This window comes from Bradyrhizobium sp. AZCC 1719 (genome assembly GCF_036924525.1).
Classification (GTDB): Bacteria; Pseudomonadota; Alphaproteobacteria; order Rhizobiales; family Xanthobacteraceae; genus Bradyrhizobium.
In genome coordinates this window covers 6,289,146-6,316,132 of record NZ_JAZHRU010000001.1, presented here as the reverse complement: position 1 = coordinate 6,316,132, position 26,987 = coordinate 6,289,146, and the positions used below count along the sequence as shown (strand labels likewise).

The 26,987-nt window shown below is 61.2% G+C and carries 26 protein-coding genes and 1 pseudogene; 8 read left to right on the top strand and 19 right to left on the bottom strand.

What is annotated here, in order from left to right; genetic code table 11:
* Positions 1-4: 4 nt before the first annotated feature.
* From V1292_RS29870 to V1292_RS29855, 4 genes are read right to left on the bottom strand one after another with little or no spacing between them, the layout of a single operon-like run.
* Positions 5-1,381: an MFS transporter gene (locus tag V1292_RS29870; RefSeq protein WP_334376137.1), complete on the bottom strand. Its 1,377-nt coding sequence runs from the start codon at positions 1,379-1,381 to the stop codon at positions 5-7.
* Positions 1,382-1,424: 43 nt separating this feature from the next.
* On the bottom strand, positions 1,425-2,450 hold the full coding sequence (locus V1292_RS29865; protein ID WP_334376136.1) for an amidohydrolase family protein: 1,026 nt from the start codon (positions 2,448-2,450) through the stop codon (positions 1,425-1,427).
* A gap of 40 nt (positions 2,451-2,490) precedes the next feature.
* The gene (locus V1292_RS29860) at positions 2,491-3,723 is read right to left on the bottom strand and encodes an acyl-CoA dehydrogenase family protein (RefSeq protein WP_334376135.1); all 1,233 of its coding nucleotides are present in this window, start codon (positions 3,721-3,723) and stop codon (positions 2,491-2,493) included.
* A gap of 50 nt (positions 3,724-3,773) precedes the next feature.
* Positions 3,774-4,292, bottom strand: coding sequence for a flavin reductase family protein (locus tag V1292_RS29855; protein WP_334376134.1), 519 nt, complete (start codon positions 4,290-4,292; stop codon positions 3,774-3,776).
* Between the two features lie 177 nt (positions 4,293-4,469).
* Between V1292_RS29855 and V1292_RS29850 the strand changes: the two genes are divergently transcribed.
* The gene (locus V1292_RS29850; RefSeq protein WP_334376133.1) at positions 4,470-4,952 is read left to right on the top strand and encodes a MarR family winged helix-turn-helix transcriptional regulator; all 483 of its coding nucleotides are present in this window, start codon (positions 4,470-4,472) and stop codon (positions 4,950-4,952) included.
* 244 nt (positions 4,953-5,196) lie between these two features.
* Here the strand turns inward: V1292_RS29850 and V1292_RS29845 are convergent, their stop codons facing one another.
* The 8 genes and pseudogenes from V1292_RS29845 to V1292_RS29810 all read right to left on the bottom strand — a co-directional run.
* The gene (locus V1292_RS29845; protein ID WP_334376132.1) at positions 5,197-5,793 is read right to left on the bottom strand and encodes a class I SAM-dependent methyltransferase; all 597 of its coding nucleotides are present in this window, start codon (positions 5,791-5,793) and stop codon (positions 5,197-5,199) included.
* A gap of 61 nt (positions 5,794-5,854) precedes the next feature.
* On the bottom strand, positions 5,855-6,961 hold the full coding sequence (locus V1292_RS29840) for a radical SAM/SPASM domain-containing protein (protein ID WP_334376131.1): 1,107 nt from the start codon (positions 6,959-6,961) through the stop codon (positions 5,855-5,857).
* Positions 6,946-7,857, bottom strand: a complete 912-nt coding sequence (locus V1292_RS29835) for a polysaccharide deacetylase family protein (RefSeq protein ID WP_334376130.1) — start codon at positions 7,855-7,857, stop codon at positions 6,946-6,948. The genes V1292_RS29840 and V1292_RS29835 overlap by 16 nt, the downstream gene beginning before the upstream one ends.
* A gap of 7 nt (positions 7,858-7,864) precedes the next feature.
* Complete coding sequence (locus tag V1292_RS29830; RefSeq protein ID WP_334376129.1) at positions 7,865-8,578, bottom strand: sugar transferase; 714 nt, start codon at positions 8,576-8,578, stop codon at positions 7,865-7,867.
* A gap of 407 nt (positions 8,579-8,985) precedes the next feature.
* Positions 8,986-9,543: a TIGR02281 family clan AA aspartic protease gene (locus V1292_RS29825; RefSeq protein ID WP_334376128.1), complete on the bottom strand. Its 558-nt coding sequence runs from the start codon at positions 9,541-9,543 to the stop codon at positions 8,986-8,988.
* 28 nt (positions 9,544-9,571) lie between these two features.
* Positions 9,572-9,775, bottom strand: coding sequence for a DUF1289 domain-containing protein (locus V1292_RS29820; protein ID WP_028349804.1), 204 nt, complete (start codon positions 9,773-9,775; stop codon positions 9,572-9,574).
* 46 nt (positions 9,776-9,821) lie between these two features.
* On the bottom strand, positions 9,822-11,426 hold the full coding sequence (locus tag V1292_RS29815) for a sensor histidine kinase (RefSeq protein ID WP_334376127.1): 1,605 nt from the start codon (positions 11,424-11,426) through the stop codon (positions 9,822-9,824).
* A gap of 203 nt (positions 11,427-11,629) precedes the next feature.
* Positions 11,630-12,508, bottom strand: a pseudogene (locus V1292_RS29810) (NAD(P)-dependent oxidoreductase); the annotation flags it as partial.
* A 167-nt stretch (positions 12,509-12,675) separates the two neighbouring features.
* On the opposite strand from V1292_RS29810, the gene V1292_RS29805 reads away from it, so the two are divergent.
* The 4 genes from V1292_RS29805 (at position 12,676) to V1292_RS29790 (ending at position 16,955) form a co-directional block, all read left to right on the top strand.
* Entirely contained in the window at positions 12,676-13,113 is a 438-nt protein-coding gene (locus V1292_RS29805) for a VOC family protein (protein ID WP_213290221.1), read from the top strand.
* A 176-nt stretch (positions 13,114-13,289) separates the two neighbouring features.
* The gene (locus tag V1292_RS29800; RefSeq protein WP_334376126.1) at positions 13,290-14,423 is read left to right on the top strand and encodes an Mrp/NBP35 family ATP-binding protein; all 1,134 of its coding nucleotides are present in this window, start codon (positions 13,290-13,292) and stop codon (positions 14,421-14,423) included.
* Between the two features lie 181 nt (positions 14,424-14,604).
* Complete coding sequence (locus tag V1292_RS29795) at positions 14,605-15,693, top strand: TRAP transporter substrate-binding protein (protein WP_334376125.1); 1,089 nt, start codon at positions 14,605-14,607, stop codon at positions 15,691-15,693.
* A 173-nt stretch (positions 15,694-15,866) separates the two neighbouring features.
* The gene (locus V1292_RS29790) at positions 15,867-16,955 is read left to right on the top strand and encodes a TRAP transporter substrate-binding protein (RefSeq protein ID WP_334376124.1); all 1,089 of its coding nucleotides are present in this window, start codon (positions 15,867-15,869) and stop codon (positions 16,953-16,955) included.
* Between the two features lie 92 nt (positions 16,956-17,047).
* On the opposite strand, the gene V1292_RS29785 is transcribed toward V1292_RS29790, so the two are convergent.
* The 7 genes from V1292_RS29785 to V1292_RS29755 all read right to left on the bottom strand — a co-directional run bounded on the left by V1292_RS29785 (position 17,048) and on the right by V1292_RS29755 (position 23,945).
* Positions 17,048-18,703 (bottom strand): TRAP transporter large permease, encoded by a 1,656-nt coding sequence (locus tag V1292_RS29785; RefSeq protein WP_028349797.1) that lies wholly within the window; start codon positions 18,701-18,703, stop codon positions 17,048-17,050.
* 28 nt (positions 18,704-18,731) lie between these two features.
* Entirely contained in the window at positions 18,732-19,313 is a 582-nt protein-coding gene (locus tag V1292_RS29780; RefSeq protein WP_334376123.1) for a TRAP transporter small permease subunit, read from the bottom strand.
* Between the two features lie 240 nt (positions 19,314-19,553).
* Positions 19,554-21,161, bottom strand: a complete 1,608-nt coding sequence (locus tag V1292_RS29775; RefSeq protein WP_334376122.1) for a TRAP transporter large permease — start codon at positions 21,159-21,161, stop codon at positions 19,554-19,556.
* Positions 21,158-21,697, bottom strand: coding sequence for a TRAP transporter small permease subunit (locus tag V1292_RS29770; protein ID WP_213290257.1), 540 nt, complete (start codon positions 21,695-21,697; stop codon positions 21,158-21,160). The genes V1292_RS29775 and V1292_RS29770 overlap by 4 nt, the downstream gene beginning before the upstream one ends.
* A 213-nt stretch (positions 21,698-21,910) precedes the next feature.
* Positions 21,911-22,939 carry a GTP 3',8-cyclase MoaA gene (gene moaA, locus V1292_RS29765; RefSeq protein ID WP_334376121.1) on the bottom strand — a complete coding sequence of 343 codons (1,029 nt, stop codon included), beginning with the start codon at positions 22,937-22,939 and terminating at the stop codon, positions 21,911-21,913.
* 111 nt (positions 22,940-23,050) lie between these two features.
* The gene (locus V1292_RS29760) at positions 23,051-23,173 is read right to left on the bottom strand and encodes a hypothetical protein (RefSeq protein ID WP_334376120.1); all 123 of its coding nucleotides are present in this window, start codon (positions 23,171-23,173) and stop codon (positions 23,051-23,053) included.
* 79 nt (positions 23,174-23,252) lie between these two features.
* Complete coding sequence (locus V1292_RS29755) at positions 23,253-23,945, bottom strand: HAD hydrolase-like protein (protein ID WP_334376119.1); 693 nt, start codon at positions 23,943-23,945, stop codon at positions 23,253-23,255.
* Between the two features lie 161 nt (positions 23,946-24,106).
* Here V1292_RS29755 and rpiA point away from each other — a divergent pair, with 161 nt between their 5' ends.
* The 3 genes from rpiA to gor are packed head-to-tail and all read left to right on the top strand — an operon-like array spanning position 24,107 to position 26,794.
* Entirely contained in the window at positions 24,107-24,805 is a 699-nt protein-coding gene (gene rpiA / locus V1292_RS29750; protein ID WP_334376118.1) for a ribose-5-phosphate isomerase RpiA, read from the top strand.
* A gap of 24 nt (positions 24,806-24,829) precedes the next feature.
* The gene (locus V1292_RS29745; RefSeq protein ID WP_334376117.1) at positions 24,830-25,375 is read left to right on the top strand and encodes a DUF2059 domain-containing protein; all 546 of its coding nucleotides are present in this window, start codon (positions 24,830-24,832) and stop codon (positions 25,373-25,375) included.
* Positions 25,376-25,408: 33 nt separating this feature from the next.
* Entirely contained in the window at positions 25,409-26,794 is a 1,386-nt protein-coding gene (gene gor / locus V1292_RS29740; protein WP_334376116.1) for a glutathione-disulfide reductase, read from the top strand.
* Positions 26,795-26,987: the final 193 nt, after the last annotated feature.

Sequence of the window (26,987 nt, the reverse complement as noted above, 5' to 3'; positions counted from 1 at the left end):
CGGCTCAAGAGGCGGGCTGTGCAACCTTGCGCAAGCCGGCAGCCTCTTCAAGGCTACCAGATGGTGCGCTCACGGGCCGGCGGGCCAGCAAGATAATCATCCCGGCGGCGATCGCGGAGACGCCGATCGACAGGAACATCGGCGTCGGGCTCTGGTAATATTGCTGCAGCGCGCCGGCGACGAACGGTCCGAGAATGGCGCCGACGCGGGCGACCCCGAGCTCCATTCCGACCGCGGTGGCGCGCACGCCGGTCTCATAGGAAGCTGCGGTGAAATTGTTCAGCACGAACTGCGCGCCGATGATGAAGAAGCCGGCGGCGGCGACCGATGTGATGTTGACGATGTGGTCGTTCATCACCACGAGCGAGAGCACGGCGAGGCCGCCAATCGCCCACCAGGTCGCGATCAGCCCACGGCTGCTGCCGGACTTGTCGACGAGATGCCCAAGCACGAGAGCGCCGACGAACGACATGATCTGCATCAGCGCGCCGAAGCCGAAGCTTGCAGCAAAGGTTTCTCCACGCTGCATCATCACGGTCGGAATCCACCCTGACAGGCCGAAGATGCAGAACAGGCTGAGGAAGGCCGATGCCCAGATCGCGAACGTAGTCCGGCGATATTTGGACTGCAGCAGAGCCGCCACCGAATTGACCGGCTTCTCGGTCTGCCCGACGGCAATTTCGGCTGACGCGTAAACGCTGGCGCGCTCCGGCCGGAGCTTTGTCAGCATGTCGCGGATTTCATCGATGCGGCCCTGAAGTGCAAGAAACTTTGGCGATTCCGGCAGCATCATGTGCATGAAGGGAAGCAGCAGGAACGACAGCGAGCCGATCCAGTACAGCGACGTCCAGCCGAATAGCGGCGTCGCGAATACGCCAGCGACACCGGCGAGGGTGCCGCCGAGCGCCCAGCCAAGCGCGACGCCCCACAGCGCAAACGTGTTCGCCACGCGCCGCGGCGCCAGCTCGTTGATGTAGGTGGTCGCGAGCGGCAGCAGCACGCCGAGGCCGATGCCGGTCAGGAGCCGCAGGATGCAGAAGGAGAGGAACGAGTCCGCCGAGGTCGCGGTGAGCAGCGTAAAGATACTGGTGATCCACAGGCCGCCGAGCAGGGTGCCGCGGCGGCCGAGTCGGTCGGCAATGATGCCGTGGATGGCGGCCCCGAGGAGGAATCCAACCAGGCCGCTGGAAATCAATAGTCCCGCCTGGCCAGCCTGCAGGCCCCAGGGCTTGGCGACGTAGTGAATGACGTAAGCCGGGTTGAACGTGTCATATCCGTCAAACAGCGTTAGCAGTCCCATGATGGCGCCGAGGCGCCAGTGAAATTTTCCTACCTTTGCTTCGGCGAGTTCTTCGTGAAGATCGATTGCCTGCGCGGCCATGGCCGTATCCCTCCCAGATGATGATTATGTCGTTTGAGGCCGCCTATTCCGCGGCTTGATGAATGCCGTGCTCGGCGACGGCATGCTCGCCGAGATCGAGCTTGAACAGGTCGATGGCGTTGCGCCGTCCGATCTTCAGGCGATCGTTCTCGCTGATGCTGGCGCTGTTGAACCAGTCGGAGGCGTGGTCCACGTTCTCGAACGGCCAGTCGACCGAGAACAGGATGCGATCGGCTCCGATCTCGAGAATGGAATCGATCAGCGTTTGTGTGCGGAAATTACCCGACGTGGTCAGGAAAAAGTTGGCATTGAAGTAGTCGCAGATCTTCCTCTTTGCCTTGTGTTTCGGCGGCGCCTTGACCCAGCCGTTGCGATGATCGACGCGCCACATGCTGTAGGGCAGGCCTTCGCCCATATGGCCGAGGATGATCTTCAGTTTTGGATAGGCATCGAACAGCCCCGATCCCATCAGCCGCAACGCATGAACCGCGGTCTCCTGCCCAAAGGCCCAAGTCGGGCCCATCAACCAGGGATGCCCTTCATAGATCGCGCAGTCTTCCGGCAGCGGATTGCGCGGATGCAGATAGAAGGGCAGGCCGGTCTGCTCCACCGCCGCCCAGAACGGCCAGTATTGCGGCAGGTCATAGTAGACCGGCCGCTTGCCGTCGCCGATTTGCGAGAAGCCGTTGACCAGCGCGCCACGGAAGCCGAGCGTCTTGATGCAGCGCTCGAGTTCGGCGATCGCGAGATCGGGGTCCTGCATCGGCAGTGCGGCAAAGGCCTGGAATCGCGACGGCCGTTTTGCCACCTGTTCGGCGAGGAAATCGTTGGCGCGGATCGCAATCTCGTTGGCACGGGCGACGTCGGGAATTGCCTGAACCGCCGGCGCGTTCAGCGACAGGATCATCATCTCGACGCCGTGGCGGTCCATCTGCGCCAGCCGCTTGTCCTGGATATCAAGCAGGCGGTTCTTCAACTCCGGCCAATAGGAGTCCGGAACGAAGCCCGCTGAGTCCATCAGCGTGTCCGGGATGGCGAAATGTTCCTCTAATGCGATCTTGCCCTGCATGTCGTCCTCGCTGATGTCTGATGTTGGTTAGTACTGTCCCTTAGTATTGACCTTGGGGCGTCAGCCCGAGTGCGAGCTGGCCGTACATGGTGCCGACGGCGTCCCAGTTCATGCTGATGTGGCGGCCGACGGCATTGGCATCGCGCCAGGCGCGCTGCACCGGATTGGAAAGATCGAGGCCGAGCCCGCCGGTCGAGGCGTTCAGCGCTTCACTGGCGCGGATGGCCAGCGCAACCGAAAACGCCTGGCCACGGCGGCTGACGATGCGGTCCTCGATCGAGACGGGCCTGCCGTCGCGGATCGTCGCCGCACGGTCCCTGAGATCGCGCAACAGTACTTCGCGCGCCGCATCGACGGAAGCGGTCGCTTCCGCAACACGTAACTGGATGGTCGGGAAATCCGCCATGCGGTTGTTGTGGCCGGCCACCGCGCCGCGCGTAATTCGCCTCGAGGTAACGGCAAGATAGTCCTCCAGCGCGCCGGCGGCGGCGCCGACTGCGGTGGACGCCAGGCAGGAAGGAATGTTCGAGAGCATCGGAATCGAGAAGGTGGGGTTGGCGGCATACAGCGCGGCGCCCGGCGTCTTGCCGGACGTGGTGTCGGCGAACGACAGCAGGCGGTGCGCCGGCACGAATACGTCATTCAGGACCAGCGTCTTGCTGCCGGTGCCGCTGAGGCCGACGACATTCCAGGTGTCGTCAATGACGTAGTCGGAGGCCGGAACCAGCAGGAAGGCCGGCGCAAACTGGCCGGCTTCCGTCTTCGACGGCAAGAGCGCTGCGCACAACGACCATTGCGCGTTGTCGCAGCCGCTCGCAAACGACCAGCGCCCGGTGAGGCGATAGCCGCCCACGACCTCGATCGCCTTGGCGGCCGGCGCGTAGGAACCACACGCGAGTGCATCGGCATTATCATCCCAGACGTCGCGCTGGGCGATTTCCGGAAATCCCGCGATCAGCCATTGATGGGCTGCGAGCAGGCCGCCGACCCACGCCGTCGAGGCGCAGCTTTTCGCGAGCTCAATGTTCAGTTCGACCAGCACGTCGAACTCGTGCTCGTAGCCGCCGAACATTGCCGGCTTGACGATATCGAAATAGCCGATGTTGCGCAGCGCCGTGATGTTCTCTTCCGGCACGCGCCCGGCCTTTTCCGTGGTGTGGGCGCGCGCCTTGATCTGCGGCGCGATCTGCGCCACGCGGCTCCGCAACTCGGCAAGGTCGGGACGAGGGGCCGGCGGCGCAGGTATATCCTTCAACTGGGCGACTGATACCATTGGTTAGCTCCGTATCTTCGATGGGCTGGAAGGCGGCGCGCCTTGGCAGATCACGCAGCCTGGCTGTCGTGGGGCACCGAAAAGCAATAAGTGGCGTCCTGGTAAATCAGGGGCTCGATCGGATCGCGGACGTTCACGGTCTCGGCTTCGCCGATGAAGATCGTGTGCGTGCCGTACGGCATCGCGGCCGCCTTCTTGCAGAAGATGTTGATCTGTGCGTCGGCGAGATAGGTGACGCCCTCGGGCGAGGTCATCCATTGGCCGAGCCCGAACCGTTCCTCGGCGGGGACCGCGCCGCTGAACGCCGATGAAAGGGAGATCTGGTCGCGGCGCAGCACGTTGACGCAAAACCGGCGCGCCAGCAGCATGATGTCGTGCAGCAGCGTTTGTTGGTTGACACAGACGATCAGCGAGGGCGGGTCGAGCGATAGCGACGTCACCGCGGTCGCCGTCATTCCGTGGCGGCGGTTCTGGTCCGCAGACGTGATCACCGACACCGCTGCGGGAAATCGCCGCAACGCGCGCTTGAACGTTTCACGCAATTCGTCGGATGCCGAATCCAGCGACATGGTTTCCTCCACTGAACAATCCGCTCTTGATCGGCGGCTTAATTTTCGTGAACAATAATTGCATTTGCAAATGATAAGTCAATCGGAAACTTTCAAATGCAACAATTGCCTTGAAAAGTGATCGCCGTCGGGCTATTGGATGAGTGCAAAAGTTGCACCAAAGCGGGATGCAAGATCTTGTACCGGCTGACGAATTCCTTGCCCTACATGCTCAACCGCGTCGGCGTGCGGATGGGCGACCTGTTTTCCCGGCGCATCGCGGGCTATGGCGTGACGCTACCGATGTACCGCGTGATGGCCGCGCTCTGGGAGAAAGGCGATCAGCGCCTCGGCGATCTCGCCGACATGACGACGATCGAGATATCGACGCTGTCGCGCCTGATCGGGGAAATGAAGCGGCGAGGTCTCGTCACGCGGACGCGGCTGAAGGACAACGCGCGCACAGTTGCGATCAATCTCACGCCGAAGGGGCGGACGCTGGTCGAGGAGCTGATCCCGATCGCCATCCATTTCGAGGAGGTGGCGGTCCGCAATTTTCCGTCGAAGAACGTTTTGGATCTGAAGACTGTCCTCGCTGAAATCTACGAGAGCCTGAATTCGATCGAGCCCGAAATTGAGGAAGCCAACAAGGCACGCAAGGCGGCGAAGTCGAAAGCGTGACGCTTGCGGATAGTACGCGGCGGGCGGCACCAGCCTTTAGCTGCGCATGGCGGCGCGAAAGCCGACGAAGCTCAACGCGCCGGCCACGATGACCGCGATCCAGCTCGTCCAGAACGGCACATCGACGCCATTCAAGGTGACAGACCATCCCATCACAATCCGGATCAACTGCAGAAGTGCAGTGCGATCAGGGCAAAGACGGCGGCGGCTAATGTACAAAAGCCCAGCGGGCGGTGCGAGCGGCTTAGCCTACGTCGTTCCGCCGCCGATACACAATCTGAGACTTCGGGAAACCGAGGAAGTACTCGACTGTCAGCCGCGAGTCCGGAAAAAGTTGACGAAGCTGGCTAGCCCATATTGGCCTCGTCGATGCCATTTGTCGGGCCGTGAAGGGATTTTCTCCGTGATACCATTTCGAAATCATTCTCTTCCGCTGGGACAGTGTTAGGAACCACCAGAACGGCACATCACAGTGCGCTTCCAAAGGAAAGAGCGGCGATGGCGTCTGTACCCAGTGGTTGTTGCCAGCCGAAAGGATGAAGTTGGCGAGTAGCTTCTGTCGCTGGAAGTTTCCCACGTGCTCGATAAGCGCGTTGCTAAAAACGAGGTCGTAGGACTGTGATAACCTGAAATTGCAGGCGTCCGCCTCAATCAGTTCGTACTGTGCAAGTTGACTCGCGCTGAACCTATCAAACGAGCCCGGAAGATTAAGCAAAGTAATCTTATAAGTCGTCGTATGATCATTCCAGAGTCCAGGCACGCCGTTCAGCGCCGGCAATCCGCCGACGTCTAGGATTTTGGCGCCGGGCCGCGGGCGCATAATTTGGAAAAATCGGTCCATCCGCTTCGCGCGAAAGATGGGCAGCAAGCTCCATTTGAGCTTGTGATAAATGGATTTCGAGCTAGTGAGCACGCCTTGACCCAAATCCGACAATGAGCAGTGCCCGGCGGAGATCGTCTCCTATTGTCTTCTGCGCCATGCAAGAGCTGGCGCCCTTGGCCTTCGCGACTTTCAGGGAACAATCCAGGGATTTGACGCGAGCACTTGTGGCCGCTTTCCCGCGCCAAATCTGTCTTGCGGGCTGCTCGCGCACGTTTCCGATAGGAGGGGAGCAGCCGCATGCGATCACGTCACCGCAGGCCTTGATTATGAAGTTACGAACAGGATCCCGACACGGCGCGGTACCGAACTCGGTGGTCCCAGAGAAATGATCGATCATCCCGAGAAGGCGCTCGTTGCTGGTCTCGATCGGCGCACCTTCCGATTTCATATGAATCAGTTTGTGAATCTCGCTTTTCAATTCATCAAGGTCCGTGTCGCAAATAGATAGGTGTTCCATCTGCTCTTTGCGCCACAGTCCGCTGACGGGATTGAAGTCGATCGAAGTCGCGCCGACGGCCTCAGCCCATCTCACCACAGGCGTCAACTCGTGCGCGTTAAGTCGATGAACGGTTACCTTGATCCTGATTGGGAATCTGTGGCCTGCTCTCTCCTGCTCGGAGACGAGATGCCGCAGTCCATGTTCAATTCGCGCCAAAGACCCTGCAACGCCACGGGCATTGTCATGCACGATGCTCGATCCACTATCCACCGAAACGTCAATCTTGAGCGGCTGCGTTGCAACTAGCCGCTCTACGAATCGGGTTTTCGAAAGCGTCGATCCATTGGTAGTCATGAACCAGTCAACGCGCTTGGATCGGCAGTACTCGACGATCTCAAGAAAGTGCGGGTGGATGGTAGGTTCTCCGCCTGTAAAGTCGATTACCAGCGGGCTCGCCAGCTTTGTGAGACTGCTGATGGCTGCTCGCCATTCATCGAACGACATTTCGTCAGAATATTTCTCCATGCGCCAATGTGAGCAGTATTGGCATTTATAGTTGCAGCGTTCTGTGAGAATACACTGGACAAAGGCTGGTTTGGTAACATCCCAACCAAAGCGGCGGAACATTCGTTCCCGGACGCTTCGTTCAACGCGAGCAGATCCATGTCTGATCAGGCTGGCAAGCAAATTTTCCTCCCATTCGGGATAGATAATGAAGTGCTATCAAGCTCAAGCTTTGGAAGCGCGTCCCAATCCAGCAGCTTGTTCGCTTCGCTGATATCGATAAAGTGAAAGTGCCCGAGAAGGGCTTTGAATTTCGCAAGCGCCGATTTCAAGCCGACATATGATCGAAAGGCGCGGTGAAGCGGAAGATTCGGTATCAGCGGCTGATCGGGATCGAAATCGCGCGGATGAAAGTATGTCATTGCGTAGTTCGACTTGCTCATCAGGTGCCGGATGAGACCGTAGGGCAGCAGCCGAAAGTATCCCCCTCCCGAAAAGCTGATGCGCCGGCCGAGTACGCAGCCAGGCACCACCGGAAATTGCTTGAGCCGGACGCCGCGCCATTCAAGGGTTACAGGACCGGTGATGTCGAGGGCTGGCTCCCTGCTGTGGGAGTGAGGAGACGCGAAAACTGAAGAATCCCATTCCACCCCGTTCTCGGCCAGTACCGAAAACGCCCAAATGCTTTGGTGCGAAATGGAGAATCCGGGAGAGCGGAAAGCACGAACCCGATGGCCGGTGAGGTCTTCCAAGGATGCAATGGAAGTGCGGAGATCGTCCCTGAATTGCCGCTGCGTCATTTGGTTCACGAGCAAATGACGATCAGAATGCGATCCGATTTCGTGTCCTGCAGCGCTTATCGCCTTGACAACTTGCGGATGGGTCCGAGCGATCCAACCAAGGCAAAAGAAAGTAGCTCTTATGTTGGCTTCATCGAGACACTCCAGAATACGATCGGTGTTCCTTTCAACGCGGGATTCAAAACGACACCAGTCGCTTTCCGAGGCTGTATCCCGGTGCTCAAGCACATGAAACCAATCCTCGATATCGAATGTCAGAATGTGGACCGGTGGGGACATGGGACGATCAAAGACCCTTGCCTTGTGCTACGCGGAACAAACCCAGGCAGATTAGTTTCAGGTCATAGAGCAGCAGTTGGCCGGCTGGCATCCGCAGGACTGCATCGAGGTATTCGTATTCGTCATCCTGCTGGCCATACTGGGCGGTGCCCTTGAGGGCTTGTGATGGGCCGAACAAGCCGGCTTTGATCATTCGTCGCTGGATGTTACCTTGTGCCGAATCGCGCTGATAATGATGCAGCGCAAGCGGCCGCGGCCCTACCAAACTCATGTGTCCTAGAGCGACATTGATGAGTTGCGGGATTTCATCCAGATAGAATTTTTTCAGGAAATTGCCGAGGAGAGTGCGGCAGGCTGGATCCCACTCTGCCGCATATGCATGCCAGTCGCCATCTAACGCCGCGGCAGTGTTGATGTGAGCTCTTCTCACCACCCGAAGCTTGTATTTTGGAAAGATCACCCCTCTGCTCACCGCCTTGTAGCTCACCAAAAGAGGACCGCGTTCGCGAGGCGAAATCATCGAAATAACGCCGTGGGCAATCGCTATGGCGAGAAGTAGAGGAGAGACTGCCAAGAGCGCGATAAGGCCAACAGCCAGATCGAATGCATCCTTGGATGGTCGATCCGTCAGGTCAAAATGGAGGAATAGGTGCCTATATTTCTCGCGAATACTCGACGAGGGAGGCACATGGGGGAATGCCTGTGGCGGCTCCGAAGCCATATACTAAAACTCAAAAACTAAATGGTACTGACTGAAACAACGACGGATTGTGGTTCCGCTCCTGGCCTATTGTCAATAGTACTGTTTTCCGGGCCGAAGCCCTCGAGAGGCGGAGTACTGCCCGCGGCGCCGGCCAATTGGCATCTCGCGATTGATCGCGATTAGGATATCGCTAGCCGGACAAGAAAGTAGAGCGCCAGCGGCAGTACCGTGTTGGCTATTGGTTGGTCCTAGCCGAAATTCACGAATGGCCCTAGCGGGCAAGGCTGAGGTCGCGGCCGGTGTCAGCTTCCGACTCTTCTCGGAATCAGAAACTGCCGCCCATATCAGCTTTGGCCCAGCGCGCCGATATCGGCATATCCGCTTTTGCGTCGTGATTGGAGGCTAAGCGGACCAGAATCCACGCCCTAATTCGCAGCCGACCGGGTGCGTTTGCGATTGGACGTCGCCACCTCGGGATAGCCGTGCAGCTTCAGCTTGTCGGCCTGCACGCCCCAGCTCTCTAGCCGGTCCAGAAAGCTCATGCCGAGCAGGTTGGTCTTCAACTGCCCCCGCGGCACCACCAGCGCCGGGATAGATTTCTCGACGAGCCCGCCGACGGCGAGGCGATCGAGCGTCAGCCGTGCTGCCTTGGTGTGGCCGCCGGCGGTTTCGACATCGACATTGTATTCGAGCATCTCGATTGGCAGGCCGATCGCCTTCGCCGTCTCCCAGGTCAGCACCACCGACGTCGCGCCGGTGTCGATCACCATCGGCGCCTTGACGCCGTTGATCTTGGCGTGCAGTGCGAATTCGCCGGCCTTGCCGCGCGCGATCTCCACGGCGGGCGCCGGCTCCAGGCTGCGTTGCCACAGCATTTTCGATACCGAGTTGCCGGCGCGCGCGATCTGGTTCGGATCGCCATAGGCGACGACGGCGCCGGCGGTGGCGGCGAGCATCGCCAGAACGAGCATGATGCGGATCACTGGGCGCCTCCGCCGTTTCCTCCGGTGATCAGCCGCGTTCGGTGCGCGGCGGCATCGGAACCAGGCCCGCATCCACCATGCGCGCCGCAAGCCCTTCCATCACGGCCAATCGTTCCGCCGTTTCCATGCGGTGCCAGCGCGCGATCTCCGGCAACGTTCGTCCGCAGCCGAAGCAGAGTTTGGTTTTGGGATCCATCATACAGACTGCGATACACGGCGTTTCTTTGCTCATTCCTTGATAGTGAGGTGCTTTGTGTCCTTTGCGCAAGCGCTTGCGGCTACAACCCCGTGCCGGCACTCATGATCGGTTTGTGACGCGGCCGCCGCTTGTCCTCGACGGCTGCGGTGACAATGGGATCCGGCTGTAGGGGCGGAGCCTCCTCGGCCATCGGCGCCAGCGCGCTCATCACGCGCTCGGGCGGGAAGGTGACGATGACTTCGGTGCCGATACGCAATTTCGATTTCAGCGTGAAGGTGCCGCCGTGCATGTCGATCAGGCTCTTGGCGATCGGCAAGCCCAGGCCCGCGCCCTGTTCGGCCGATTTGATCGAGTTGGAGCCCTGGCCGAACGACGCCAGCACGATCGGGATTTCATCCTCGGCAATGCCGGAGCCGGTGTCCTTGACGCTGAGATATTGTCCACCGGACGCGGTCCAGCCGACCTTGAGCCAGATATCGCCGCCCGGCGGGGTGAACTTGATCGAGTTGGATATGAGGTTCAGCACGACCTGGCGCGTGGCGCGCTCGTCGCCCCAGATTCTCGGCATGCCGTGCTCGAACACCTCGTGAATGGTGATGCCGCGGCTGGTGGCGCGCAGCTTCAGCAGATGATGACAGTCGGCGACGACATGCACGAGCGACACCGCTTCCTCGTTGAGTTCGTAGCGGCCGGCCTCGATCCGCGAGAGATCGAGAATCTCGTTGATGAGATTGAGCAGGTGGACGCCCGAATTGTGGATGTCGGCGGAATATTCCTTGTAGACCGGCACCGCATGCGCGCCGAAAATTTCGCTCTTCATCACCTCGGAGAAGCCGAGGATCGCGTTCAGCGGCGTACGCAGCTCGTGGCTCATCTGCGCCAGAAAGCGCGACTTGGCGACGTTGGCGGATTCGGCACGGTGCCGCGCTTCGTCCGAGATCGCCTTGGCCTGTTCGAGCTCGCCGATCAGCGCGTCCTTTTCGGCGCGCGCTTCGATCGTATCCAGCGTCGTCGAATGAAGCTGGTGCGCAAGCAGCGCAAAATAGCATTCGGCGGCAACCGCCAGCAGCGCGAGCGCGTAATTGTCGAAGGTTCCGCCCATCACGAAGTTGAGCGCGATCGCAGCCGTCACCGGAGCGGTTGCCGCCACCGCCGCAATGGGCAGCGTCGCGGCCAGCATGCTTGATACCGCGATCACCAGCAGCATCAGGAACATCATCATCGTGTTCGAGACGACGTCGAGGCCGGCGGGGTGGATCAGGATCGCCGTCCAGCTCAGGCCGTAGAGCAGGTCGAGCAGCACGAAGCGGGTTTGCCATTTGCGCGTGGCGGCGAGCGTAGGCGGCTCGCTGAGGAAGCGCTTGCAGTTGCGAATGATGGCGGCATGGATGCAGAGCATGCCGACGGTCCAAACCGCGGCCGGCACGGCGTACTTCCACAGGCCGAACAGCACGCCGGTCGCAACCACCAGCAGCATGACCACGAAGGAAGCCGATACCCGGGTCTGGGCGTATTGTCGGAGCAATTCGGTATCGAAGGCGGGGCGGGTTCCGCTGGTCGACGTTAACCGATCCCGCGCCTCGCGCACCCGCTGCGCCGCCACGCGCCGGGTGTTGACCGCTGATGCGACCGGCGCTTCTGCCGGAAGCTGGACAACCTCGGGCTTCTCTGCGGGCTTACTCATTGAACAACACAAAATCCTGCCCGCGAACTGCGCGGGCTTTTGCATTGTCTATCTGTGCCGCTAAATCATTAAGCGATGACTTAAAGAGCTAAAAATTCTCGTAAACAGGAAGTTAAAATTAACCTGTCGGGCAGACGGAACCCCCGCTTCTGACTGGATAAGAAGCGGGGGCCTTGCGCTTTGTCTTAACCTGTTTCTTTAACTCACCGCTCCAGTCGGGCCAAAAGGCTCGACGTATCCCAACGCTTGCCGCCCATCTTCTCGACCTCGGCGTAGAACTGATCGACGAGTGCCGTCACCGGCAGGTTGGCGCCGTTGCGGCGGGCCTCACTGATGCAGATCGAGAGGTCCTTGCGCATCCATTCGACGGCGAAGCCGAAGTCGAACTTGCCGTCATTCATGGTCTTGTAGCGGTTCTCCATCTGCCAGGACTGCGCCGCGCCCTTGGAGATGGTCTCGATCACGGCCGCGACGTCTAGCCCTGACTTCTTGGCGAAATGAATGCCCTCGGACAGTCCCTGGACGAGACCTGCAATGCAGATCTGGTTGACCATCTTGGTGAGCTGTCCGGCGCCGGCGGGCCCGAGAAGTTTGCACATTCTCGCATAAGCGCCGGAAATGATTGGCTCGGCAGCGGCATAGGCGTCTTCCTTGCCGCCGCACATCACCGTCAGTACGCCGTTTTCCGCACCCGCCTGGCCGCCGGACACCGGCGCGTCGATGAACTTGAAGCCGGCCTTGACGGCGGCAGCATCAAGCTCGCGGGCGACTTCGGCGGAGGCGGTCGTGTGGTCGACGAATACCGCGCCCTTTTTCATGCCGGCGAAGGCGCCATCGGTCCCGATCGTGACCGCGCGCAGGTCATTGTCGTTGCCGACGCAGCACATCACGAAATCCTGACCTTCGGCCGCGGCCTTCGGCGTCGGCGCGGTGCGCCCGCCGAATTTGTCCGCCCACTCCTTCGCCTTGGCCCCGGTCCGGTTGTACACGGTGACCTCGTGGCCGCCTTTTTTCGCCAGATGTCCTGCCATGGGGAAGCCCATTACGCCGAGACCGAGAAAAGCGACTTTAGCCATGTGTGTTACCTTGGAGTTTTCGCCGGCGACGTTGGGCCGGCCGGACGGTGTTTTTGGAGGAGCCGCACCATAACCGCTGCGCAGGGGAGGGCAACGCCTTCATTGATGGGCGGGGCCGGATTCGTGCTAGGATAGGTTCCTCAAGAGCCTCACAAAAAAGGGAGTGACATCGTATGGGCGTCAGCGTGGGCGTGCTCGACCATTTCAACATCCGGACCCGCAACCTTGCCGATACGGTCCGGTTCTATGAGGACATTCTGGGCCTGGAAAAGGGCGCCCGGCCGAACTTCGCATTTCCCGGGGCCTGGATGTACAGCGAAGGCAAGGCGGTGGTGCACCTCGTCGATATTTCCAAGACCGACGAACCGCAAAAGCCCGATTCCGGCGTTGTCCACCATGTTGCGTTTGCCAGCTACGGCTTTGACGGCATGAAGCGGCGGCTGGAGCAGAAGGGTATGGCGTACGACTCCCGGCAGGTTCCGGGCGGTGACCTCTGGCAGATCTTCGTCAATGACCCCAATGGCGTCATGATCGAACTGAATTACGAGGCGGCCAAGGAGCAGGCGGCTGCCGCCCCCGCGGAGCGGCAGGATGACGTAGGAGCGAGATAGCCTTTTGCGCCGAACCGCTCTATGGGTCGCATCAGACTGGCATAGCGTATTGGAACGAGGCTCCGCTTTCGGACTTGGTCCGGAGCGGGTCGGGTTCGCGTCAAGAATGCGCGTCAAAACAAGCGAGTAGAGCCCGGTTCTCCCTCGGAACCGCAAGGGCTTCAGGAGATGCGCGAGTGAGCGTAACACAGCAACAGGTTCTCGATGCCCTTGGCCGGGTGGCCTCGCCGCGCGGCGTGCCACTGACCAATGCCAACGTCCTGTCGGCGATCTCGGTCACCGACGGCAAGGTGTTCTTCTCCATCAATGTCGACGCCGCCGAGGCTCGAGCCTGGGAAAGCGTGCGCGCGCAAGCCGAAGCTGCAGTGCGCGCGATCCCCGGTGTCGGCACGGCGATGATCGCGCTCACGGCCGAGCGCAAGCCCGGTGCTCCGCAGGCTGCGCCGGCGGCACATCGGCATGCGCATGGCGTGCAACCCGCTTCCGCCCACCGCCCGCCGCAGGGCGCGGCGTCGCCGATGTCGAAGCAGGCAGAGATTCCTGGCGTCGCCGCGGTCATCGCTGTGGCCTCGGGCAAGGGCGGTGTCGGCAAGTCGACCACCGCGCTCAATCTGGCGCTTGGCCTGCGCGACCTCGGCCTGCGCGTCGGGCTGCTCGATGCCGACATTTACGGCCCCTCGGTGCCGCGGCTCACCGGCATCAACGAGAAGCCGCAGCTCAACGACGAGCGCAAGATGATTCCGATCAAGCGTTTCGGGCTTTCGATCATGTCGATCGGCTTCCTGGTCGAGGAAGACACCGCGATGATCTGGCGCGGGCCGATGGTGATGTCGGCGATCACCCAGATGCTGCGCGACGTGGCGTGGGGCACGCTCGATATTCTCGTCGTCGACATGCCGCCCGGTACGGGGGACGCGCAACTGACGCTGGCGCAGAACGTCCCGCTGAAGGGGGCGGTGATCATCTCAACCCCGCAGGATCTCTCGCTGATCGACGCGCGCAGGGGCCTTGCGATGTTCAAGAAGGTCAACGTGCCGGTGCTCGGCATTGTCGAGAACATGAGCTACTTCCAGTGCCCCAAGTGCGGCACGCGCTCGGACATTTTCGGCCATGGCGGCGCGCGCCATGAGGCGGAGCGGTTGGGTGTCCCATTCCTGGGCGAAATCCCGCTGCACATGTCGATCCGGACCACCTCGGACGAAGGTAATCCAGTGGTCGCGAGCGAGCCTGATGGCCCGCATGCCGCGATCTACCGGGCCATTGGGACCAAGGTTCGCGACCAGCTTCAGGGCGCGATTGCCGCGGCCTGAAGCTGCCTTGTCCTCGCCCATACGACTTTCGTTTAATCAGTGCAGTCATGCCTTTGTCGCGTTTTCGAACGCGAACTTCCGTGTTAAAGCGCCCCCGCCAGAGCGCCCCGGATGCCGTGGAATTCGTCCCGCCGGAGGAACGCTCGAGGAAATTTGGGGAACGACCCGAAGGAGAGCTTGAATGAAGCGTCGTGATTTTTTGAAGGTTTCAGCGGCCGGTGCTGCCGCGACAGCCGTTGCCTCGCCGGCGATCGCGCAATCGTCGCCTGAGATCAAATGGCGCCTGACATCGAGCTTCCCGAAGTCGCTCGACACCATCTATGGCGGTGCCGAGCACCTGGCGAAGCAGGTCGCCGAAATGACCGACAACAAATTCCAGATCCAGGTCTTCCAGGCCGGCGAGCTGGTTCCGGGTCTGCAGGCACTCGACGCGACCTCCAAGAACACCGTCGAGATGTGTCATACTGTGTCGTACTACTACGTCGGCAAGGATCCGACCTTTGCGATCTTTTCGGCCGTGCCGTTCGGTCTCAATGCGCGCCAGCAGAACTCTTGGCTGGCGCAGGGCGGCGGTAACGACCTCGCCAACGAGTTCTTCAAGAAGTCCGGTGTGATCGGCTTTCCCTGCGGCAATACCGGCACGCAGATGGGCGGCTGGTTCCGAAAGGAGATCAAGACCGTTGCTGATCTGTCGGGCCTCAAGATGCGCATCGGCGGCATCGCCGGCCAAGTGCTGCAGAAGGTTGGCGTAGTGCCGCAGCAGATCGCCGGCGGCGATATCTATCCAGCGCTCGAAAAGGGCACCATCGACGCCGCCGAGTGGGTCGGTCCGTATGACGACGAGAAGCTCGGCTTCCAGAAGGTTGCGAAGTTCTACTACTACCCCGGCTTCTGGGAGGGCGGCCCGACGGTCCACGCCTTCGCCAATCTGGAGAAGTGGAATGAACTGCCGAAGAGCTACCAGGGCATTCTCACCAACGCGGCGGCGAACACCAACGCCTGGATGAATCAGCGCTACGACATGCTGAACCCATCGGCACTGAAGCGTCTGGTCGCCAGCGGCACGCAGCTTCGTCCCTTTACCAATGAAGTGCTGGAGGCTTGCCTGAAGTCGACCAACGAATTGTGGGCCGAAATCTCCGGCAAGAACGCGGACTTCAAGAAGGCCATCGACGCGATGCAGGCCTATCGCTCCGATCAGTATCTGTGGTGGCAGGTCGCCGAGTATACCTATGACAGCTTCATGATCCGTTCGCGCACGCGCGGCTGATCGGAGCCGGATACCTATCCCAAATTGATACGGCAAAGCCCGGCCTTCGTTAGGAAGGTCGGGCTTTTTCGCGTTTCCATCCAATTACTTATGGAAATTGGCGGCCGGATGCTTCATGCTTAGTTCCAAGCCTCGACACGAAGGCTGACCGGCACAACCAAAAGGGATGAAATATGAAGCGAAGAGATTTTCTCAAAGTAACCGGCTTGGGTGCGGCAGGTGCTGCAACGATCGCAGCGCCCGCGATTGCGCAGGGCTTGCCCGAAATCAAGTGGCGCATGCCGACGAGCTGGCCGAAGTCCTTGGACACGCTCTATGGCGGTGCCGAATTGATGGCCAAGCTGGTCGGCGAAGCTACTGACAACAAGTTTCAGATCCAGACCTTTGCAGGCGGTGAGATCGTGCCGGGTCTGCAGGTTCTGGATGCTGTGCAGAACGGCACCTGCGAGATCGGACATACCGCCTCGTACTACTATTTCGGCAAGGATCCGACCTTCACCTTTGGCTCCGCGGTGCCGTTCGGCCCGAACCAGCGCCTGAACCAGGCCTGGTACATGCTGGGCGGCGGCAAGGAACTGCTCAACGAGTTCTACAAGAAGTACAACGTCACCTCGCTGCTGGCCGGCAACACGGGCTGTCAGATGGGCGGCTGGTTCCGCAAGGAGATCAAGACGGTCGACGATCTCAAGGGCCTCAAATTCCGTATCGGCGGCTTCTCGGGGAAAGTTTTGCAGAAGCTCGGCGCGGTGCCTCAGCAAATCGCCGGCGGCGATATCTATCCGGCGCTGGAGAAGGGTACCATTGACGGCGCGGAATGGGTTGGTCCCTACGATGACGAGAAGCTCGGCTTCTACAAGGTCGCGCCCCACTATTACTATCCCGGCTGGTGGGAAGGCGGACCGATGCTGCTGGCGTTCGTCAACCTCGACAAGTGGAATGCGCTGCCGAAATTCTACCAGAGCGTTCTCGAGCAGGCCGGTCATCAGGCCAATAACTGGATGATGGCGAAATACGACCAGGCCAATCCTCTCGCGCTGCGCAAGCTGATTGCCGGCGGCGCCAAGCTGCAGGCGTTCCCGGCGCCAGTCATGGAAGCCTGCTACAAAGCCGCGAAGGAATTGCACAGCGAAGTCTCCGCCGGCAACGCGGACTTCAAGAAGGTCAACGAGTCGCTGAGCAGCTTTACGAACAATGGATACCAGTGGTTCCAGGTTGCCGAACTGGGTTACGATTACTTCATGGCTCGCCGTTCGCAGAGTTGATTGCCGCCGAGAGCGAAATCGGCAGCAAAAAACCCGGAGCGAAAGCTCCGGGGTTCTTTATTTGACGGAAGCGGATGATTTGAGCCGGGGCGCTACTGTTTGGGCTGCCCGAAATCGAGCGGCGGCAATTCGATCTGCGGCACCTCGATCTTGATCGAGTTCGGATCGATGGTCGACGCCGCGCCCTTGTAGTGCATCACCATCGCCGGGAACATGATGACCAGCACCACCATGATGACCTGGATGACGACGAACGGCACCGCGCCCCAATAGATTTGGCCGGTCGTCACAGGGTCCATGCGCTTGCCGGTGACGCGGTCGATATAGGATTCCTTTGGCGCCACCGAGCGTAGATAGAACAGCGCGAATCCGAACGGCGGGTGCATGAACGACGTCTGCATGTTGACGCCGAGAATGACGCCGAACCAGATCAGGTCGATGCCGAGCTTTTCCGCCGCAGGTCCGAGCAGCGGAATGATGATGAAGGCCAGTTCGAAGAAGTCGAGGAAGAAGGCCAGGACGAAGACGAGGGCGTTGACGAAAAGGAGGAAGCCGATCTGGCCGCCGGGCAGGGAGGTCAAGAGATGCTCGACCCAGATGTGGCCGTTCACGCCGTAGAACGTCAGCGAGAAAACGCGCGCGCCGATCAGGATGAAGATCACGAAGGCCGACAGCTTGGCCGTCGATTCCGTCGCTTGCCGGATCAGATCCCAGCTCAGCCGGCGCTTGGCGGCGCCGAGAATGAGTGCACCGGCCGCGCCCATCGCGCCGCCTTCGGTCGGCGTGGCGACGCCGATGAAGATGGTGCCGAGCACCAGAAAGATCAGGAACAGCGGCGGTACCATCACGAACGTGGTTTGCTGCGCCATTGCAGAGAGAAAGCGGAAGCCGGAGACCTTGTGGATCAACCAGTTCACCACAGCCACGAAGAAGGCGAACAGGATGCCATAGAACATGCTGAGCACGACGTAATCGGCGCCGCGCGCTTCCGAAGAGCGCATCATGAACCAGCCGAAAACGCAGCTGACGATGAAGAGGACGCCGAGCGACCAAAGTCCGCGGCTGCCATTAGGCTCGCGAAAACCGACCGCCTCCGCTGGCAGACCCGGAGCAGCCTTGGGAAAGATCATGCTTACCAGGAATGCGTAGCCGGCATACAGGCCAGCAAGCACCATTCCCGGGACGAACGCGCCCTCGTACATGTCGCCGACCGACTTGCCGAGCTGGTCGGCCATCACGATCAGGACGAGAGAGGGAGGAATGATCTGCGCCAACGTACCGGAAGCGGCGATGACGCCGGACGCCATCCTCCGGTCATAGCCATAGCGCAGCATGATCGGCAGCGAGATAAGGCCCATCGAGATGACGGAAGCGGCAACGACACCGGTGGTCGCCGCGAGCAACGCGCCGACGAAAATGACGGCATAGGCGAGGCCGCCGCGGATAGTGCCGAACAATTGTCCGATCGTATCGAGCAGATCCTCGGCCATGCCCGACCGTTCGAGCACCAGTCCCATGAACGTGAAGAACGGAATGGCGAGCAGCGTGTCGTTGTTCATCACGCCGTAGACGCGCTCAGGCAGCGCTTGCAGGAAGTCAGGGCGGAACTCGCCAAGCTCGATGCCGACAAAGGCGAAGATCAGTCCAACCGCGCCGAGCGAAAATGCCGCCGGATAACCCAGCAGCAGAATAATCACCAGTGACGCGAACATGATCGGCGCCATGTTGGCGATGAGAAAAGCAGTCATCTAGTCCCCCTGAGATCGCGCCCGACGATCAGCGTTTTTCGATCGCCTCGACGAGGTGCTCGACCTCGGCTTCGAGAGCATGCATCTGCGATGCGTGTGGATCCGGAATCAGGCCGCGCATCACGGCGATTCGCTTGATCAGTTCGGAAATGCCCTGAGCGAACAGGAACACGAACCCGATGATGATCAGCGATTTGGCCGGCCATTGCGGCAGACCACCGGCATTGCCGGACTGTTCGTTGATTTCAACCGAGCGCATGAAGAACGGACCGCCGGTGATGATCATCACGATGCAGAGTGGCATCAGGAAAAATACGTGGCCGATGATGTCGACGACATCCCGCCAGCGCTTGGAAAACAGGTTGTTTACGATATCGATGCGGATGTGCTCGTTGTCGAGCATCGTCCACGGCGAGCACAGCAGAAAGACAACGCCAAACAGCACCCACTGCAGCTCCAGCCAGGAATTCGACGACACGTCGAAAGTCTTGCGCACGATCGCGTTGGTGGCCGAGATGACTACGGCTATCAGAATGAGCCACGCCAGGCGTTTGCCCGTCCACCGCGTGAACGCGTCGATTCCCCGGCTCAATTTCAAGAGCGATTGCAACGATGACCCTCCCAGACTGACGCCTCTGCCGTCTTGACTGCGCCGTTGGGCGCAGCCGGCTTATCCTGCCGAGCTAGCATGAAGCCGATGCACCAAACCAGCGCTCGTTGCCGCCGTCAATCGGAAGTTTGTTGATATTGAAGGGGAATATTTCGTCTGCGGAACACCATTGCGCCTTGGCCCGGGCGGCAGGCCGTGGGCACGATTTCGTCAACGAGTCATTGTTTGCCGGAGCAGTTTCTACTGCTGCTTGAGCGGACCCAAATCCAGCGGCGGCAATTCGATCTGCGGAACCTCAATCCTGATCTTGCTGAGATCCTCCGCGCTCACCGGCTTGTCCAGCAATGCGGTAACGGTCCAGGGGAAGGCGATCACCAGCACGACCATGATGACCTGCAGGCCGATCCAGGGGATCGCCCCCCAATAGATGTCGGAGCTCTTGACCTCCTTGGGCGCCACGCCACGCAGGTAAAACAGCGCAAACCCGAACGGCGGATGCAGGAACGACGTCTGCATGTTGACGCACAGCATCACGCCGAACCAGATCAGCGCCGCATCCGCGCCGACCACCGGCGCCAAAACCTTTTGCGCAATCGGCGCAACCATCGGCAGGATGATGAAGGCGATCTCGAAGAAGTCGAGGAAGAACGCCAGGAAGAAGATGAACAGGTTGATGAAGATCAGGAAGCCCCAGACCCCGCCGGGTACCGAGGTCAGCATGTGCTCCAGCCAGACGCCGCCGGAGACGCCGAGGAACACCACTGAAAAGCAGGTCGAACCGATCAGGATGAACACCACCATGGAGGTGATCCGCATCGTCGTCTGATAGCCTTGCCGGATAAGCTCGCGGAGGTCGGGAATCCGCACGGCTTCCAGACAAATCCAGATCACGCCGAGATAGGTGATTGCGAAGGCGATCTTGAAGAGAAAACTGCCCGTGTAGAGGATTCCGAGAATCGTTCCGACGCCTGCGGCGACGATCCCGATCAGCAGAATCCTGTTGCCGGCCGCGCTGAATTCCTTGTGATGTATTGCGGCAAGCACGACGGCGCCAACGGCGCCCATTGCGCCGGCTTCGGTCGGCGTCGCCAGGCCCAGCATCATGGTGCCGAGCACGACGAAGATCAGCACCGCCGAAGGGATGATTCCCATCAGGCATTTTCGCCACAGCGGCCAGCCGGTCAGCGTCAACGCCGACCTCGGCACCGGCGGCACGTGGTCCGGCTTGATGATGCCGAGAAGAAAGGTGTAGCCGGCGAACAGCGCGATCTGGAATAGCGACGGCCCCCAGGCGCCGAGATACATGTCGCCGACCGACTTGCCGAGTTGATCGGCCAGCACGATCAGCACCAGCGACGGCGGCACGAGCTGGGTGATCGTGCCCGAGGCCGCCAGCACGCCGGTGATGTAGCGCATGTTGTAGCCATAGCGGATCATCACCGGCATCGAGATCAGTGCCATGGCGATGACCTGAGCCGCCACCGTGCCGGTAATCGCGCCGAGAATGAAGCCGACGATGATGACGGAGTAGCCTAGTCCGCCGCGCACCGGGCCGAACAACTGGCCCATCGAATCCAGCATGTCTTCGGCCAGGCCGCATCGTTCGAGGACGGCGCCCATGAACGTGAAGAAAGGGATCGCCAGCAGCAATTCGTTGGCCAGCACGCTGCCGAAGATGCGGCCCGGAATCGCCTGCATGAAGCTGAAGTCGAAAAAGCCGAGATGGATCGCGAGAAAGCCGAACGAGAAGCCGACCGCCGCCAGCGTGAATGCGACGGGAAAGCCGATCAGCATCGCCAGAATAAGTCCGCCGAACATCAGCGGCGGCATCATTTCCAGCGTGATCATTGCACCGGTCTTTCGTACCTGGCGTCGATGGTCACGAGATTCTGCAGCGCGGCGACGCGCTTGATGACCTCGGAGACGCCCTGCAGTGCGAGCATCACGAAGCCTGCGGGCACGACGAGCTTGATCGGCCAGCGCAACAGGCCTCCGGCGTTGCTGGATTCCTCGCCGACAGCGTAGGCCTGCAGAAAGAACGGCCAGGACAGCCAGGTCAGCAGCAGGCAGGCCGGGATCAGGAAGCACAGCGTTCCGATCAGGTCGAGCCAGAGCTGGCCGCGTTCAGAGAGCATCAAATAGAAGATTTCGACGCGAACATGCTCGTTGCGCTTGAAGGTGTAGGAGGCGCCGAACATCACGAAGATGGCGAACATGTACCACTGCAGTTCGAGCCAGCCGTTGGAGCTATAGCCGAACGCGTAGCGGATCATCGCATTGCCGGCGCTGACCGTGCACGCTGCGAGGACCAGAAAATTGCAGAGATTGCCGATCTTTTCGTTGAGCAGATCGATGCCGGCACTCAGCGCTAACAACGGCCGCATCATGCCTGCCCGGGCGGTGGCCACGACGCCATCGCCGATGTAGCGATCGATTGCATCGATCGTCCTCCCCCTTTTTGCGCTTCCGCCGTCTTTGCCGCTCCGTCAAGGTGCGGTGGCCTGTCCGGCCATGCTGGCGTGAAGCAGCCGCACCATTCCAGCGCGCTGCAACAGCGTCAATCGGAAAATGCGTTGGACGATATGGGGCTGTGGTAACTAGCCGCCGGTCACGCTCATGTGGCGGGAGACGCTCGGGCGATTATGCCGGCGGTCGATGATGAAGTCGTGGCCCTTCGGCTTCAGCCCGATGGCGCGATCAATCGCTGCCGAGAGCAGGTCGTCGTCGGCGGAGGCTCGCAACGGCTTGCGCAAGTCGGAGGCATCCTCATGGCCGAGGCAGGTGTGCAACGTGCCGGTGCAGGTGATCCGTACCCGGTTGCAGGACTCGCAGAAATTATGCGTCATCGGCGTGATGAAGCCGAGTTTGCCGCCGGTCTCAGTGACGCGGACGTAGCGGGCGGGGCCGCCCGTATCGTCGTCGAGGTCGGTCAGCGTGTAGTGCTGCGCAAGGCGGGCACGGAGCAGCGACAGCGGCACATACTGGTCGATCCGCCCTTCGCCGATGTCGCCCATCGGCATGACTTCGATCAGCGTCAACGCCATGCCCTTGCCGTGCGCCCATTCCATCAGCGAGGGGATCTCTTCCTCGTTCATGTTCTTCAGCGCCACGGCGTTGATCTTGACCGCAAGCCCTGCGTCCCGCGCGGCCTCGATGCCGGCCAAAACCTGGTCGAGATCGCCCCAGCGCGTGATGGCGCGGAACTTTGCGGGATCGAGCGTGTCGAGCGAGACGTTGACGCGGTGGACACCGCAGTCGTGCAGTTCGGCCGCAAAGCGCGCCAGTTGCGAGCCGTTGGTGGTCAGCGTCAGCTCATCGAGCGCGCCGGTTCCAAGATGCCGCGACAGCGAGCGCACCAGCGACATCACGTTGCGCCGGACCAGCGGCTCGCCGCCGGTGAGGCGGATCTTGCGCACGCCCTTGGCGATGAAGGCCGAGCACAGCCGGTCGAGTTCCTCCAGCGTCAGGAGATCCTTCTTCGGCAGGAACGTCATGTCCTCGGACATGCAGTAGAAGCAGCGCAGGTCGCAGCGATCGGTTACCGATACGCGCAGATACCGGATGGTCCGGCCGAAGGGATCGACCATCGGACGTATCAGTGGATCGGGTGACGGGGAGCCGCTCATTCAAACTGCCTCTAAAGGGGCCGCGTGCTGGTTCGCTAGCACAATGTAGGCACCTTGTAAGGCGCCTACAATCGCAACCTCTCGAGGGGGGCCGTGGCGCGGGGCGGGGACCTAGCGCGTGGCGGGCTGTGCCGGGGCGGCGGTCGCCGGCGCAGCGGCAGTCTTGGACTTCTTCGGCCGCATCGGCTTGCGCAGCTTCGGCGGCGGCGCGGTCGGTTTGAGTTCCGCAAACACCGGGCTGGGCTCGATGATGGTCGCCGGCGGCGAGGCAAAGTCCCCGGTGCAGATTATCGGTCCAATAACGACTATAAAATCAAACAGTTAAGTCCGTAAAGCGGCTGCTGAGCCCATCCACGGCGGCCGGTAATTCGCGCATATGCCCGATCAGCCGGTCGGGCTTAAGCTGGGCGATCGGAACGTCGGTGTAGCCGAATTCGACGCCGATCACGGGAACGCCGGCCCGCCTGGCGACGCCGACGTCAGGTCCTGCGTCGCCCACCATGATGGTCGCGCCAATATCCCCGCCGGCGCGCGCCACCGTCTGCTGCAGGATCACGGGGTCGGGCTTGGCGACGCCGAACGTGTCGGCGCCGCAGATCGCGGCGAACCGTCCGCTCAAGCCCAGTTCGTCGAGCAGCCGCTTCGACAGCCATTCCAGCTTGTTGGTGCAGACCGCAAAGCGACAACCCTGCGCCTCGAGATCGTCGAGCGCGGCCTCCAGCCCCTCGAAGGGGCGCGATTCCACCGCGATATGGGCGCCGTAATAATCGACAAAATCCCTGGTGAGGCGGGTGACGTCGTCGGTGCTTACCGCACGGCCTTCCAGCTCCAGCCCACGTTCGATCAGCTTGCGGGCGCCGGCGCCGATCATGTTGCGCGCGGCACGCAGCGGCACCGGCGGCAATCCTTCGCGATCGAGCACGAAATTGAGCGCGGCGATCAGGTCGGGCGCGGTGTCGACCAGCGTGCCGTCGAGGTCGAAGACTACAGTGCGGGGAAGGCTCATCCGGAATTCGCTAGCGGCAGGCGGACCTTCATGCAAGTGCCGCCCCGACACAGCGAACAACCAATTTCTGGCAATTTAGACGGGCCGCAGCGCTATTCCCAAGGCCAAAACGACGCTAGACATGCGCCCGCGGATCGGCGGATTCTGGGAGCATTGTCAGCGTGGATATGGATGGACTTAAGCGGCAAGCGGCGGCACGGGCGCTGGAGCATGTGCAGGATGGCATGAAGCTCGGGCTCGGCACCGGCTCGACCGCCAGGCATTTTGTCGAACTGCTCGGCGAGAGGGTTGCCGGCGGGATGAAGGTGATCGGCGTGCCGACCTCGGAAGCGACCCGCGCCCAGGCCGAAGCCTGCAAAATTCCGCTGACCACGCTCGATGAAGTCGACCGGCTCGACCTCACCGTCGATGGTGCCGACGAGGTCGATCCCGCCCTCAACCTGATCAAGGGCGGCGGTGGGGCGCTGCTCCGGGAGAAGATCGTGGCGGCGGCGTCCGATCGCATGATCGTGATTGCCGACGATACCAAATGGGTCGATGTTCTCGGCCGCTTCCCCCTACCTGTAGAGGTGATTCCGTTCGGGCTGGCCGCCACCCAGCGGGCCATGGCCGCGGCATTTGCCCAAAGCGGAGTTTCCGGGCAAATGGGGCTCCGCAAGGGCAAGGACGGCCACGTTTTTGTCACCGATGGCGGCCACTGGATTGTCGATGCCCATCTCGGGCGCATCGCCGATGCGCCGCGTCTGGCGGGCCTGTTGAGCCTGATCCCGGGTGTCGTTGAACACGGGTTGTTCATTGGCCTGGCCAGCACCGCCGTCCTGGCAGGTGCCCAGGGAATTCGCGTAGTTGAGCGGCGGTAACGCCGGTAATCGAGGAGAATTGGAATGAAGAGGCTTTCACGGATTTTGTCGGCGGCCGGCCTTGCGGTGGGTCTGGCCCTGACCGGCGCTCCGGCCGGCGCGCAGCAGAAGAACGCGCCCGCGGCGCCTGGGACCACGCAACTCAAGCCCGGTTCACCGGCGGCGATCGCCGCCGCCAAGGAAATCCTGGCGATGAAGAACGCGGCGGCGATGTACGCCAACGCCGTTCCCAATCTCGTCGAGCAGACCAAGAACGTGCTGATGCAGAGCAATCTGAACTATCAGAAGGATCTCAACGAGGTCGCCGTGATCGTGGCCAAGAATCTCGCCGGCCGCGAAAAGGAGATCGGCGAAGGCATGGCGCAGGTCTACGCCAATGAGTTCACTGAGCAGGAGTTGAAGGACCTTGTGACCTTCTACAAGTCGCCGCTCGGCCAGAAGCTGCTCGCGAGCGAGCCTCGCGCCATTCAGTTCAGCATGTCCTACATGAACCAGTGGGCGCAGGCCTTTGCCGAAACCATCAACGGCCAGTTCCGTGCCGAGATGAAGAAGCGCGGCAAGGATATCTGATCCAAACCAGAAGCGGCTTCGGGCGGGGTTGAGATGGCTGAGTTCGACGTCGATCTGTTCGTCATCGGCGGTGGTTCGGGCGGCGTTCGCGCCGCCCGCATCGCTGCCGGCCATGGCGCAAAGGTCATGGTTGCCGAAGAATACCGGATGGGCGGCACCTGCGTGATCCGCGGCTGTGTGCCGAAAAAGCTGTTTGTGCTCGGCTCGCACGTCCGCCACGAGATCGAGGACGCAAAAGGTTTCGGCTGGACCATCCCCGAACTTTCCTTCGATTGGCCGACGCTGGTCGCCAACAAGGACAAGGAGATCGCTCGCCTCGAAGGCATCTACGCTGCCAATGTCGAGAAGTCAGGCGCGCGCATTGTCAAGACGCGCGCGGTGCTGGAAGACGCCCACACGCTGCGCCTGTTGACCGGCGAAACGGTCACCGCAAAATACATCCTGATCGCGACCGGCGGCGCGCCCAACCACGGGCGGGAGATCCCCGGCATCGAGCACGTGATTTCCTCTAACGAGGCGTTTCACCTCACCGAACTGCCGAAGCGCATCGTGATCCAGGGCGGCGGCTATATCGCGCTGGAGTTTGCCGGCATCTTTGCCGGCTTCGGCTCCGACGTGACCGTGGTCTATCGCGGCGACAACATTCTGCGCGGTTTCGATGAGGACGTCCGCAAGCACGTGCGCGCCGAGATGGAGAAGCAGGGCATTACGATCATCACCGGCTGCACCATCGATAAAGTGGACAAGCACGGCAACGAATACACCACGCATCTATCCAGCGGTTCGAGCATCGCCTCGGAGAAGGTGATGTTCGCGATCGGCCGCCACCCGAACGTCGCCAACCTCGGACTCGAGAAGGCCGGTGTTGTCATCAACCCTGCGAATGGCGGCATCGCCGTCGATAAGTGGTCGAAGACCTCGGTCGACAACATCTATGCGATCGGCGACGTCACCCATCGCCTCAACCTGACGCCGGTCGCGATCCGCGAGGGCCATGCCTTCGCCGATACCGTGTTCGGTAAGCGGCAGGTAGCAGTCGACCACACCACCATTCCGACGGCGGTGTTCTCGCAGCCCGAGGTCGGCACCGTCGGCCTGACCGAAGCGCAGGCGCGCGCGCAAGTAAGCCATGTCGACATCTACAAGGCCGATTTCCGCCCGATCAAAGCGACGATGTCCGGCCGCGACACCCGCGTGCTGATGAAGCTCGTGGTCGACGGCACTACGGACCGCGTGCTGGGCTGTCACATCGTCGGCGACACCGCGGCCGAAATCGTCCAGGCAGTTGCCATCGCGGTGAAGATGAAGGCGACCAAAGCCGATTTCGACGCGACGATCGCGCTGCACCCGACGGCGGCCGAGGAATTGGTGACCATGCGGACGCCGACGGCGAGGTATGTGAGGCAGGCGGCGGAGTAGGCAGAATCGTAGCAACTATCAAGTTGGACGAGGATGAGCGCGCCCCGACCAACTGCAGTGTGACACCGCGCTTGACGTCGTCAAGGAGTGGCCTGGCAGCTACGGAGCGTGCTTTGAGCAATGCGCGACGGCCATCCTTGACGACGTCTGCGCGCGGCGTCACGGATTGAAGCAGGTCGGGACGAAGAAACGG